Annotated in this window: 13 protein-coding genes and 2 rRNA genes (1 of these 15 only partly in view); 7 read left to right on the top strand and 8 right to left on the bottom strand. The window is 43.7% G+C overall.

The window, feature by feature from the left end; all coding sequences use genetic code 11:
- Positions 1-98 precede the first annotated feature (98 nt).
- The 5 genes from ABXT42_RS00295 (at position 99) to ABXT42_RS00275 (ending at position 4,951) form a co-directional block, all read left to right on the top strand.
- The gene (locus ABXT42_RS00295) at positions 99-1,121 is read left to right on the top strand and encodes an amino acid ABC transporter substrate-binding protein (RefSeq protein WP_443628385.1); all 1,023 of its coding nucleotides are present in this window, start codon (positions 99-101) and stop codon (positions 1,119-1,121) included.
- A 155-nt stretch (positions 1,122-1,276) separates the two neighbouring features.
- A complete protein-coding gene (locus ABXT42_RS00290) occupies positions 1,277-2,455 on the top strand; it encodes an amino acid ABC transporter permease (RefSeq protein ID WP_443628384.1) in 1,179 nt (392 codons plus the stop codon).
- Between the two features lie 14 nt (positions 2,456-2,469).
- Positions 2,470-3,573, top strand: a complete 1,104-nt coding sequence (locus ABXT42_RS00285) for an amino acid ABC transporter permease (protein ID WP_443628383.1) — start codon at positions 2,470-2,472, stop codon at positions 3,571-3,573.
- 25 nt (positions 3,574-3,598) lie between these two features.
- A complete protein-coding gene (locus tag ABXT42_RS00280) occupies positions 3,599-4,363 on the top strand; it encodes an amino acid ABC transporter ATP-binding protein (RefSeq protein ID WP_443628382.1) in 765 nt (254 codons plus the stop codon).
- A 39-nt stretch (positions 4,364-4,402) separates the two neighbouring features.
- A complete protein-coding gene (locus ABXT42_RS00275; protein ID WP_443628381.1) occupies positions 4,403-4,951 on the top strand; it encodes a DUF501 domain-containing protein in 549 nt (182 codons plus the stop codon).
- An 8-nt stretch (positions 4,952-4,959) separates the two neighbouring features.
- On the opposite strand, the gene ABXT42_RS00270 is transcribed toward ABXT42_RS00275, so the two are convergent.
- Together ABXT42_RS00270 and ABXT42_RS00265 are read right to left on the bottom strand one after the other, a co-directional pair.
- Complete coding sequence (locus ABXT42_RS00270; protein WP_443628380.1) at positions 4,960-5,442, bottom strand: asparaginase domain-containing protein; 483 nt, start codon at positions 5,440-5,442, stop codon at positions 4,960-4,962.
- A 10-nt stretch (positions 5,443-5,452) separates the two neighbouring features.
- Positions 5,453-5,971 carry a DUF1415 domain-containing protein gene (locus ABXT42_RS00265; RefSeq protein WP_443629420.1) on the bottom strand — a complete coding sequence of 173 codons (519 nt, stop codon included), beginning with the start codon at positions 5,969-5,971 and terminating at the stop codon, positions 5,453-5,455.
- A 98-nt stretch (positions 5,972-6,069) separates the two neighbouring features.
- Between ABXT42_RS00265 and ABXT42_RS00260 the strand changes: the two genes are divergently transcribed.
- Positions 6,070-6,621 (top strand): chorismate--pyruvate lyase family protein, encoded by a 552-nt coding sequence (locus ABXT42_RS00260; RefSeq protein ID WP_443628379.1) that lies wholly within the window; start codon positions 6,070-6,072, stop codon positions 6,619-6,621.
- Here ABXT42_RS00260 and ABXT42_RS00255 read toward each other — a convergent pair.
- Positions 6,599-6,976: an arsenate reductase/protein-tyrosine-phosphatase family protein gene (locus tag ABXT42_RS00255; protein WP_443628378.1), complete on the bottom strand. Its 378-nt coding sequence runs from the start codon at positions 6,974-6,976 to the stop codon at positions 6,599-6,601. The two genes, ABXT42_RS00260 and ABXT42_RS00255, sit on opposite strands and share 23 nt — an antisense overlap.
- 161 nt (positions 6,977-7,137) lie before the next feature.
- On the opposite strand from ABXT42_RS00255, the gene ubiA reads away from it, so the two are divergent.
- Positions 7,138-7,995: a 4-hydroxybenzoate octaprenyltransferase gene (ubiA, locus tag ABXT42_RS00250; protein ID WP_443628377.1), complete on the top strand. Its 858-nt coding sequence runs from the start codon at positions 7,138-7,140 to the stop codon at positions 7,993-7,995.
- On the opposite strand, the gene cysZ is transcribed toward ubiA, so the two are convergent.
- From cysZ to ABXT42_RS00225, 5 genes are all read right to left on the bottom strand, one after another.
- A complete protein-coding gene (cysZ, locus tag ABXT42_RS00245) occupies positions 7,975-8,736 on the bottom strand; it encodes a sulfate transporter CysZ (RefSeq protein ID WP_443628376.1) in 762 nt (253 codons plus the stop codon). The genes ubiA and cysZ overlap by 21 nt on opposite strands.
- A gap of 93 nt (positions 8,737-8,829) precedes the next feature.
- Entirely contained in the window at positions 8,830-9,426 is a 597-nt protein-coding gene (locus ABXT42_RS00240) for a DUF416 family protein (protein ID WP_443628375.1), read from the bottom strand.
- Positions 9,427-9,521: 95 nt separating this feature from the next.
- Positions 9,522-10,136: a LysE family translocator gene (locus ABXT42_RS00235; RefSeq protein ID WP_443628374.1), complete on the bottom strand. Its 615-nt coding sequence runs from the start codon at positions 10,134-10,136 to the stop codon at positions 9,522-9,524.
- A 182-nt stretch (positions 10,137-10,318) separates the two neighbouring features.
- A 5S ribosomal RNA gene (gene rrf / locus ABXT42_RS00230) occupies positions 10,319-10,434 on the bottom strand.
- A 189-nt stretch (positions 10,435-10,623) separates the two neighbouring features.
- Positions 10,624-11,770: ribosomal RNA gene (locus ABXT42_RS00225) — 23S ribosomal RNA — on the bottom strand; it runs 1,742 nt beyond the window's last position.

Raw genomic sequence — 11,770 nt, 5'->3', positions numbered from 1 at the left:
AATATTGAGCATTAAGTAATCACAGTTTCTGTAACAACAATAAAAAATTATTTAATTTACCGCATTAAAATGACAAAGCCCTTAGGAGGCTCCTTACTATGAAATTAATCAATAAGGTTTTAACTGGCGTGGCTCTTACAGCCATGACTGCAACTGCTGCCCAAGCTTCTACTCTTGAAGACGTGCGCGCTGCAGATGAACTAAAGTGTGTTGTAACTACTGGCTTGGCTGGTTTTGCTGCACCAAACGCTGCTGGCCGCTGGGAAGGTTTTGACGCCGACTTCTGTCGTGCTGTAGCTGCTGCTGTTCTAGGTGACGGCGATAAAGTTAAGTTTGTACCTTCTACAGGTAAGACTCGCTTTACTATGTTGAACTCTGGTGAAGGCGACATTTTGTTCCGCAACACTACTGAAACTTTAAGCCGTGACGTTGACTTGAAGCTAAGCTTCTTACCAGTTAACTTCTACGATGGTCAGGGCTTCATGGTTCCTGCTGCACTAGGCGTAAGTTCTGCTCTAGAGCTAGACGGCGCTTCTGTATGTATCCAAACTGGTACTACTACTGAATTGAACTTGGCTGACTACTTCCGCACTAACGGTATGTCTTACGAGCCAGTTGCAATCGAAACTAACGAAGAAGGCTTTACTAACTACGTAGCTGGCCGTTGTGACGTTTACACAACTGACGCTTCTGGTCTAGCGTCTACTCGTGCTAAGTTCGAAGATCCAACTCAACACCTTGTGTTGCCAGAAATCATCTCTAAAGAGCCACTAGGTGGCGCTGTGCGTCATGGCGACGACCAGTGGGCTGACATTGGCAAGTGGGTTGTTAACGCTTTGATCAACGCTGAAGAAATGGGTATCACTCAAGCTAACGCTATGAACCTTGCTTCAAACGTTGGCAACAACCCTGGTATCAACCGTTTGGTTGGTTCTGAAGGTACTATGGGCGAAATGCTAGGTCTAGGTCCTAAGTGGGCTGCTCAAGCAATCGCAGCTGTAGGTAACTACGGTGAAATCTACGAGCGTAACGTTGGACCAAATACTCCTCTAGAAATTGGACGTGGTCTAAACAACTTGTGGAATAAAGGCGGTGTACTTTACGCTGCTCCAATTCGTTAATTAATACGAATTAGCAAGGTTAAACTGGGGTGCTTCGGCGCCCCAGTTCATATCTGGAACTTAATAATTTGTGATTGCTACATCACTCATTAACAATCAAACGCTAATCTTAGTTTTGCATTAGCTGCTGATATCTACACAACACGGTTCACACTATGAGTACACCTACTACCAACCCTTTGTTACGCGCTTGGTACGACAAAGAGACTCGCTCAGTCATCATTCAGATCATTGCTGCTGCGCTCATCATTTCATTCTTTGCCTACATTATTAATAACGCAGTCACAAACTTAGCTGCAATTGGCAAAGACATTAACTTTGGTTTTCTCTGGCAAAATGCCAGTTATGACATTAACCAAACCTTAATTGAATACAGCTCCACCTCTAGCCACTTTGAAGCTATGATTGTGGGTCTTATTAACACCTTACTCGTTGCAGTTGCTGGCATTTTTCTGGCCACTATCCTTGGATTTCTCCTAGGTATTATGCGTCTATCTAGCAACTGGTTAACACAAAAAATTGCCTACGTTTATATCGAATACATACGTAATGTACCGGTTTTACTGCATATTTTGTTGCTCTACGGCGTGATTTTAAACGCTTTGCCCCGCCCTAAGTCTTCCTACAACCTCAATGACACCTTCTTTCTTAACAACCGTGGCTTGCAGATGCCAAGCCCTGAGTTTGAAAGTTTATTTTGGGTAGTGGCCGCTTTTCTGGTGGGTGGTTTGGCTTTTTCGTTGTGGTTCAAGCGCTATGCTAAAAAAATCCAAGACGCTACTGGTAAGATTTATCCTGTAGGTATGATTAGCATTGGCGCTATCGTATTATTACCAATGGCTGTTTATTTCCTTATAGGCAGCCCTATCGTTTGGGATGTGCCAGCACTTAAAGGCTTTAACTTTAAGGGTGGTATCGTTCTTCGCCCTGAGTTTATTGCCCTTTGGTTAGCATTGTCTTTATATACTGCAGCCTTTATCGGTGAGATAGTGCGTGCCGGTATTATTGCTATTAGTCACGGGCAAACTGAAGCTGCCCAAGCCCTTGGTTTATCTAATAGCTTTATTTTAAAGCTCGTGGTGATTCCCCAAGCACTGCGGGTAATTATTCCACCCCTAACTAGCCAATACTTGAATCTAGCTAAGAACTCATCTTTAGCGTTAGCCATTGGTTACATGGATGTCGTTGCTACCATAGGAGGCATTTCCCTTAACCAGACAGGTCGTGAGATGGAATGTATGCTCATTGTAATGGCTATTTATTTGGCCATGTCATTGCTCATTTCTTCGGTAATGAACTGGTATAACGACCGCATACAGCTAGTGGAGCGATAAGGAAGATCATGACAATGACTAAACAAACTTACGTACCAGGCACGCACCCAAGCCTGCCACCACCAAAAGGTACCACAGGTATAGCCTACTGGTTGAAGATGAATCTTTTTTCATCGCTATCTAATTCGGTTATTACCCTACTGGCGATTTACCTTCTATACTTAGCCATACCTCCAGCTATCAACTGGCTGTTTCTTGATGCTACGTTTGTTGGCACATCTCGCAAAGACTGTGCCCCTGATGGCGCCTGCTTAGCCTTTATTGGCGAACGCTTTAACCTATTTGTATATGGATTCTATCCTGCAGAGCTGCGCTGGCGTGTAAATCTAACAGCGATCCTTTTGGTTGTTGCTAGTGCTGCGGTACTATGGGATAAGATTCCTGCTCGTAAATATATGCTTTGGTTTGCTCTAGCTTACCCATTCATCGCAGCGTGGTTGTTGCTTGGTGGATTAGGCTTAGAAAGTGTTAGCACCCATTTGTTTGGTGGCTTGATGCTCACCTTAACCATTGGTGTGACAGGTATAGTATGTTCACTACCTTTGGGCATTTTGCTAGCCTTAGGCCGTCAATCAAACCTGCCTATAATTAAGTATTTCTGCATTGGGTTTATCGAATTTATTCGAGGCGTGCCCTTAATTACCTTATTGTTTGTAGCTTCAACGATGCTCAGCTATTTCTTACCTCCTGGCAGCACCTTTGATCTATTGTTGCGTGTTTTAATTATGGTTAGTTTGTTTGCTTCAGCTTATATGGCAGAAGTGATTCGTGGTGGTTTACAAGCACTACCTAAAGGCCAGCTAGAAGCTGCAGAGTCTCTAGGGTTAAACTACGGCCAATCCATGCGCTTCATTATTTTGCCGCAAGCGTTAAAGGTATCTATTCCAGGTATCGTTAACACCTTCATTGGCCTATATAAAGACAGTACATTAGTAATTGTCATAGGTTTGTTAGACCCTCTGGGTATTGGTCGCGCGTCTGTCGCCGACTCGGCCTGGTTAGGCTTGTCTACTGAAGTTTACCTATTTGTCGCCATTTTCTTCTTTATCTCGTGTTTTGGTATGTCTCGCTATTCTCTGTACTTAGAGAACAAGCTAAATACCGGCCATAAGCGATAACAACTAATTTTAAGGGTTTCTCAACATGTCAGAAGCACAAAGTAATTCAACCAACGATCTGTGTATTGAAATTCGTAACATGAACAAATGGTACGGCGATTTCCACGTTCTTAAAAACATTAATCTTGAAGTCTCTAGAGGTGAAAAGATTGTTATCTGTGGCCCTTCTGGTTCCGGCAAATCTACCATGATTCGCTGCATCAACCGGTTGGAAGAACACCAGCAAGGTGACATCATCGTAGATGGCACTGAGTTGACCAACGACTTAAAAAATATTGATGCTGTGCGCCGCGAAGTGGGCATGGTATTCCAACACTTTAACTTGTTCCCTCATCTAACTGTATTGGAAAACTGCACCTTAGCCCCAATCTGGGTGCGTAATACGCCAAAGGCTGAAGCTGAAGCTACTGCAATGGAGTTTCTTGAGCGGGTTAAGATTCCTGAGCAAGCAAACAAATATCCTGGTCAACTTTCAGGTGGCCAGCAGCAACGTGTGGCGATTGCTCGTTCTTTGTGTATGCGTCCAAACATTATGTTGTTTGACGAGCCTACATCGGCGCTTGACCCTGAAATGATCAAAGAAGTGTTAGACACTATGGTGTCTTTGGCTGAAGAAGGTATCACCATGTTATGTGTAACCCACGAGATGGGCTTCGCTAAGAAAGTAGCAGACCGTGTTATTTTCATGGACGAAGGTGAAATCATCGAGTCGAACAAACCGCATGAATTCTTTGATAACCCACAACACGATCGTACTAAGTTATTTTTAAGCCAAATCTTAGGCCATTAAAACATCATCTACTGATGTTACTTTTAGGAGCGTAGCAACGTGACACAAATAGCTTCATCGCGCTGCGCACTTGAAGATAACAAAGAACTTGATGCTAAACTTGGCGTCATCCAACAGCAGTTAGGCCGAAGTCCAAGGGGCTTAAAGGGCATTGCTGCTAGCTCTCCTAGTGGCGTGCCATTAGTGCTTAAAATGCGTCCTTTGGTGGATGACAAACCATTTCCGACCTTATATTGGTTATCCTCTAGAGACCTGCATAAGGCTATTAGTCAGATAGAAATGATCGGCACTGTAAAGCTGCTAGAACAGCGCTTGCAAGATGATCCAGTCTGGATGGCCGCCTATCAAGAGAATCAGCGTGAATATGTGGCACAGCGTTTAGAAAGCTGTTCACCTGAAGATCTTGCACAGCTAACCAGCTTAGGTTATGACCAGCTACTTAGCACTTATGGTATTGGTGGATTACGTGACTGGGAGCAGATACGTTGTTTGCATATGCACTACGCCCACCATCTGTGTGGTAATAATGTGATTGGCCAGTGGCTAGATGAACATTATTCTCTCAATGAGCTGTTAATTACCAATTAAGCTTGCGCTTATAGGTCCTGAAACTGCGCCTGAGCGCGGTTTTTCGAAACCTTGTCAACATTATAGATTCTTCCATTCATGCACAGGTACACCCCTTCTGGGAGCGCCTGTACTGCAGCTACCGCTACGCCAAGATTAAAGTCAGCATCTGTTGACTTCATAATAGCAGGTTGCATGGCTCCCATGATGACAATAGTCTTGCCAGATACTTGTTTTAAAACTTGCCCAGTGTCCACCATAGTGTCTGTGCCATGGGTAATAATCACCTGATTAGCAGGATGCGACTGCACAGCATTAACAATTTCTTCACGATCGCTATCAGTCATCTCCAAGCTATCTTTAGAAATCAGTTGGCTCACATCATAGTCAAAGTTTACTTTCACCCGCTGCAATATTTCAGCAGCAGCAGGGGGCCCAATTTTATAATCACTCAAAGCATCAAAATACACTTTATCGATAGTGCCGCCGATAGCCAAAATATGTAATGTCATAAAGCTTTTCCTATTTGCCCCATGGACAAAGTGATTCGACCTTTTCTCGGCCAAGCTGATTGAGTGTTTCAATATTGTCTTCGTAAATTTTATGAGGGTCTGTTATCTGTTCTAATGCTTTAGTGACTTGAGTTTGACGCAGAAGGTGAATTACTGGATACGGCGCTCGATTAGTGAAATGACTCAAATCATCAAACGCCACTCCTTCAAATTGGTACTGAGGATGGAATGATGCAAGCTGCACATGGTGAGTAAGATCGGCCTGTTCCAATAGTTGTTGAAACCAATCCAGCACATCAAGATAATCATCAAAGACTTCCAGACCTTTGGGGAAAATAAGCAGGCTAGTGGCAATATCATTCTCATCGGCATCAAGTAACAAACTCATCTGTGAAACATAAAACTGCTTTAGCTTTATATCGCTAGATTCATCACAAACAGCAAAATGCACTTGCTCTTTAGCCACCGCAGTATGGGCAAATGGACATAGATTTAGCCCTACTACTGTTTTCTCTAGCCATACTTGAATAGTATGGATAACCTCTTGATGTGCTACCGAGAGTGTCTTAGAGTTAAACTTATTGATACAATGTCCCCTTTCTATTACGCCTAATTAATGAGCTTATTGTGCCTATTTCTCTAGTTCATTCCCAAACGCCTTACCCTTGCACATGGCATAGCTATAAACGTGCAATGCACCATACGATACCTCACCACTGGCAAGCTTGGCTACAGGACAAAGGTTCTTTAACACAAAGGCTTATACGTGCAAGCAATGGTCACTTTTCAGTTCGCGTGGTGAGTAATGAGTGGGGCATTCCAAGCCCATCAGAAGCTCAAGCGCTAAACCTAAAACCACGTCAAAAAGCCATTATTCGTGAAGTAGAACTACTATGCCATGACCAAGTTTGGGTGTGTGCACGCAGCATTATACCTCACAGCACCCTAAAAGGTCGTTTGAGATTGTTGAAAAGCATCGGTACTAAGCCTCTTGGTGAAGTCTTATTTAAACATTCCAATATGAGTCGTGGCGATCTTGAAGTCACCGTTCTAAAACAAACCCACAACCAACAAAAGCATTGGGCACGCCGATCCGTTTTCTACCTGGATAGTAAAGGAGTGTTGGTCACGGAAGTTTTTATGCCTCCCATGGCCTCTATATTGCCCCAAGACGTTTAGGTAATAAGACTTGTAACTTATCATACAGCTCTTGATAACGTGCAAGGCCGCAGTTTAAGGGATCTACTAGCTCATCCTGATACGCCAGTAGTTGGTATAGGGGACCATAGTCTTGACGTAATCCAGCGCCTAGCTCTATGGCTACATCTAGGTGCTCTTGGGTCATTCCCAAAACTAGATCTGCCCAGTCTAGATCTTCTAGGAGCAACTGCGAGCTTGTACCTTGCCAGTTGATTTGCGCTTTAGATAGCACCAAAAGTGCCTCTTTGGTTGTTGGCTCTCCAAATTTTGCACGAATGCCACGAGACTTAATGTCTACATTAAGCTTTTGTAGCTTGACCCATTGCTTGGACATAGCGTGAGCCATTTGGGATCGACAGGTATTTCCTGTGCACAAAAATAAAATTTTATATGTTTTTGTTAGCATAATTGCAACTTAGTTACGGTTGTGAACAGCGAAAATATTAGCGTATATGTTAGCATGGTGTCTTTGATATAAGTTGAAGCTTTACTTTAATGGCGTTATTTCTTCGTTGGCCCCAATTTAAAACCCTTATGCGGCTAGACCGACCAGTAGGCACTTATTTACTGCTGTGGCCCACCTTATGGGGCCTTTGGTTGGCGGCAAAAGGCACGCCAAAGCTGGATGTATTAGTGATCTTTGTGGTGGGCGTTTATGTCATGAGGGCAGCCGGCTGTGTCATTAATGATTATGCAGATCGAAAAGTAGACGCTCATGTTCAACGCACTAACCAAAGACCACTTGCAACAGGTGAAATCAGCGCTAAAGAAGCCTTGGGCTTATTTTTTGGACTCTGCTCAATCGCCTTTATTTTAGTACTTTTCACCAATAGTTATACAGTCAAACTGTCTCTTTTAGCGCTTTTGTTGGCTAGTGCTTATCCGTTTATGAAACGTTATACACACTGGCCTCAGGCTGTTTTGGGAGCCGCTTTTGCGATGGCGATTCCCATGGGGTTTGCTGCCCAAACACAAGGCACAGATTCAACCGCTTGGTTAGCGTTTGCAGCAGCTGTATGTATGACTATTGCCTACGACACTTATTATGCCATGGTAGATAGAGATGATGACTTAAAAATCGGATTACGATCTACTGCAATCCTTTTTGGCACATGGGATTTGCGAATTATTGGGCTTTTTCAAGCTGCATGTGTAGGTATTTTGTGTGTGATAGGGGTTATCAACCAGCTTAATAGCCCTTTTTATATCGGTGTGGCTGTCATGTCAGGCATGTTTGTCTATCAACACAAGTTGGGCCGTAGCCGTAAAAAAGATGATTACTTTAAGGCGTTTATCAATAACCACTGGGCAGCATTTAGTGTTTGGGTTGGATTATTGGTGAATTATTGGTAGGTCATTTTGAGCTTGTTGTAATGCCTTATGCTCATTGACGTATAAAGCTGTAGCGCCAGCAACGGCGATTGGCATTGCAAAAAAGTTGACTGCAGGCACCATTAACAAAATTGATACTCCAGCTCCGAAACCGAGGTGCAAAAAACGTTCATTACTGACTGCCTTTTTCATTTTTCTAAAGCTTGTGCCGTTATTATCCATCGGATAGTCCACATATTGTATGGCCATCATCCAAGCAGCAAAAAATAGCCAAAGCCAAGGCACTATGATGTTAGCGATGGGGATAAAGGAGAATATTAAAAGCAGTAGTACTCTTGGCAGATAATAGGTCAACTTAATGAGCTCTCTGCCTACTGAACGAGGAATACTTGCCAAGAGTGCGCCAAAATTCGTTTGACCCAAATCTTCCCCCGTTAAGTGTTGTTGCACTTTTTCTGACAATAGACCATTCAGAGGCGCTGCAATGAAGTTCGCCAATATATTAAAGCTAAAAAACACAGCCATGCCAAAAAATATCGCAAACAAAAACCACAATAAATTAGTAATTCCACTCATCCACTGCGGCAACCAGCCTACAACATCATCCATCCAACCGCCGACAAAAAAAATGAGCAGGCCAAGACCAATGGCAAACATAATGATATTGACTAATAAAGGTAATAAAACGAAGATTCTTAAATCTGGATGGGCAAGTAGTTTTGCACCTTGAAGCAGGTAACCAAAGCCTTTGGCCAGTTTCATAATGCCGTCCCTTACCTTTACTATCCGTGACCAATACATATACAACAGTTATGGATTTAAATACCCATTATATCTTTTCAAGTTTAAGCGGTCTTAGCCATGATCCATACTAATGCCTATGTTACTTACACCATCTGCCATTGCCATCAATTTAAGCTGGTCAATCTGAGATGATTTAGCAACATTTTGAGAGATCAGAAGTTGCATCACATCAGATTGAAACGCCAGTTCCTTAACCATAAGTTCATGGGTTGATATGTGTCGAATAAGTTGTTCGTCGCTAAGCTCATCTTCTGCGTGTAGTTCAACAAATTTCGCCACACTCTCACGTGACAAGTGAGCCACACTGGCGGCATCTTCATAACTTGCATGATCCACACAGTGTAAAGTGGCCATTAGTGCCACTAATGCATCAAATGCCAACCCAGCTCCAAAGCTTTCATCTTCTTCATTGTGAACAATAGCCTCAACCTTAGTAAGTTGGGTGTCGGCATTCATATTACCGCGCAGGGATAACTGCTTCCATACTTGATCTAATGCTGTTCTGGCAATCAGGACATGATTAGCCTCTGACAAACTATCAAATAAAGCATAGTGAGGAAATATGCGTTCGCAAAGTGCTGCAGAGAACGCAATTTGTTGCCAGTCCTGCATATCTTTTAGTGGAGCGTATAACTGGTCGAAGTACATTGTGTTTCACCAAGGTAACCATTAGAAGGTTAGTATAAAGGGTTATTGCTCTAGGGTCATGGACACTCGATCAAGCATGGAAATTCAAGACAATACTATCCTCTTGCAACCGCAATAGCCGCAACAATAATACCTCCACCAAGCACTCGGGAAATAGTGTTTGTCCATGGAGACTCTCCCAAATAATTAAATACGCGACGCCCCATCAGAGCATAACTGGTCATCACTACGGCTAAACATAACATTTTTATGGCTCCAAAATAAAAAATATCATGGATAAAGAATTCTGGCCTAGTGAATTGAGGAAATAGTGCCATAAAGAATAATAGCGCTTTAGGGTTTGATAATGAGGTAAACATGCCTCGCCTATAGCTTGATCCGGTGCTTTTGTAATTCCCTACTTGGGTATTTTCATCAGCGTGGGGCTTGCCAATACCGTAGCGAATAATCTTATAACCCAAGTAAACTAAGTAAGCTGCACCTATATAACGTAAGCCATTAAATATAACCGGGGTTTGAGTTAGCACTAATCCTAAGCCTGTAGCGACCAAGCTAATCCAAATAATATTAGATGTCAGTAACCCCAAAATGCCTGCAAGCGCATTGCGAAAACTAAACGCTGATTGGTATAAGACAAAAAGAACCGCGGGTCCAGGAGTTACTTCTAAAAATAAGGTAATAGCTAAAAACTGTAGCGTTAGCTCGAGCATTGTTGGCGTCCTTGTCATTGTCCTTACGAATTGTAGCATTTGCATACTTTTCAAGCCTACATATTTGAGCATTCATCATCGTAGGAACCCAAAATATACTATTGTTTATTTCCCAGTTTTCTTACGCCCAATAAAAAACCCCTAGCTTTTTGGGCTAGGGGTTTTTTAGTACTGAATGAGGTGCTTGGCGATGACCTACTCTCACATGGGGAAACCCCACACTACCATCGGCGCTAAAACGTTTCACTTCTGAGTTCGGAATGGGGTCAGGTGGTTCCATCTCGCTATGGTCGCCAAGCAAAAAAAGTTGAATGATAATCTTTCGATCAGCATCCTTGAATTTGTGATATGTCTTCGTTTAGGTGATACACAATGTGTTTACCGAGGGCTTACCCGTCGTACTTCTATCGTAAACTTAATTGTTTGTACTTCATGTCACCGCATTTGCATACGATTCCATTAGCTTGTACAACGCTTTTGGCGTTATATGGTCAAGCCTCACGAGCAATTAGTATTGGTTAGCTCAACACGTTACCGTGCTTACACACCCAACCTATCAACGTCCTAGTCTTGAACGGCTCTTTAGGGACTTAAAGTCCTGTGAGATCTCATCTTGAAGGGGGCTTCCCGCTTAGATGCTTTCAGCGGTTATCCTGTCCGAACGTAGCTACCCGGCAATGCCACTGGCGTGACAACCGGAACACCAGAGGTTCGTTCACTCCGGTCCTCTCGTACTAGGAGCAACTCTTCTCAAATCTCAAACGTCCACGGCAGATAGGGACCGAACTGTCTCACGACGTTCTAAACCCAGCTCGCGTACCACTTTAAATGGCGAACAGCCATACCCTTGGGACCGGCTTCAGCCCCAGGATGTGATGAGCCGACATCGAGGTGCCAAACACCGCCGTCGATGTGAACTCTTGGGCGGTATCAGCCTGTTATCCCCGGAGTACCTTTTATCCGTTGAGCGATGGCCCTTCCATTCAGAACCACCGGATCACTATGACCTACTTTCGTATCTGCTCGACGTGTCTGTCTCGCAGTTAAGCATGCTTATGCCATTGCACTAACCTCATGATTTCCGACCATGATTAGCATACCTTCGTGCTCCTCCGTTACTCTTTGGGAGGAGACCGCCCCAGTCAAACTACCCACCACACAGTGTCCTCGATCCGGATTACGGACCTGAGTTAGAACCTCAAACATACCAGGGTGGTATTTCAAGTTTGGCTCCACGATGACTGGCGTCACCGCTTCAAAGCCTCCCACCTATCCTACACAAATAGGTTCAAAGTTCACTGTGAAGCTATAGTAAAGGTTCACGGGGTCTTTCCGTCTAGCCGCGGATACACTGCATCTTAACAGCGATTTCAATTTCACTGAGTCTCGGGTGGAGACAGTGTGGCCGTCGTTACGCCATTCGTGCAGGTCGGAACTTACCCGACAAGGAATTTCGCTACCTTAGGACCGTTATAGTTACGGCCGCCGTTTACCGGGGCTTCGATCAAGAGCTTCGCCGAAGCTAACCCCATCAATTAACCTTCCGGCACCGGGCAGGCGTCACACCGTATACGTCCACTTTCGTGTTTGCACAGTGCTGTGTTTTTAATAAACAGTCGCAGCCACCTGGTATC

The sequence above is a fragment of the Candidatus Njordibacter sp. Uisw_002 genome, assembly GCF_047730155.1.
GTDB lineage: Bacteria > Pseudomonadota > Gammaproteobacteria > Pseudomonadales > Balneatricaceae > Njordibacter.
The sequence above is the reverse complement of the archived record's forward strand: the minus strand, read 5'-3'. Positions and strand labels throughout refer to the sequence as shown.

What these genes read in the sequence shown, in the direction of transcription:
- ABXT42_RS00295 (WP_443628385.1), top strand. Translation starts at nt 99, where the DNA reads ATGAAATTAATCAATAAGGTTTTAACTGGCGTGGCTCTTACAGCCATG.
- ABXT42_RS00290 (WP_443628384.1), top strand. Translation starts at nt 1,277, where the DNA reads ATGAGTACACCTACTACCAACCCTTTGTTACGCGCTTGGTACGACAAA.
- ABXT42_RS00285 (WP_443628383.1), top strand. Translation starts at nt 2,470, where the DNA reads ATGACTAAACAAACTTACGTACCAGGCACGCACCCAAGCCTGCCACCA.
- ABXT42_RS00280 (WP_443628382.1), top strand. Translation starts at nt 3,599, where the DNA reads ATGTCAGAAGCACAAAGTAATTCAACCAACGATCTGTGTATTGAAATT.
- ABXT42_RS00270 (WP_443628380.1), bottom strand. Translation starts at nt 5,442, where the DNA reads ATGACATTACATATTTTGGCTATCGGCGGCACTATCGATAAAGTGTAT.
- ABXT42_RS00255 (WP_443628378.1), bottom strand. Translation starts at nt 6,976, where the DNA reads ATGTCCAAGCAATGGGTCAAGCTACAAAAGCTTAATGTAGACATTAAG.
- ubiA (WP_443628377.1), top strand. Translation starts at nt 7,138, where the DNA reads ATGGCGTTATTTCTTCGTTGGCCCCAATTTAAAACCCTTATGCGGCTA.
- cysZ (WP_443628376.1), bottom strand. Translation starts at nt 8,736, where the DNA reads ATGAAACTGGCCAAAGGCTTTGGTTACCTGCTTCAAGGTGCAAAACTA.
- ABXT42_RS00240 (WP_443628375.1), bottom strand. Translation starts at nt 9,426, where the DNA reads ATGTACTTCGACCAGTTATACGCTCCACTAAAAGATATGCAGGACTGG.
- ABXT42_RS00235 (WP_443628374.1), bottom strand. Translation starts at nt 10,136, where the DNA reads ATGCTCGAGCTAACGCTACAGTTTTTAGCTATTACCTTATTTTTAGAA.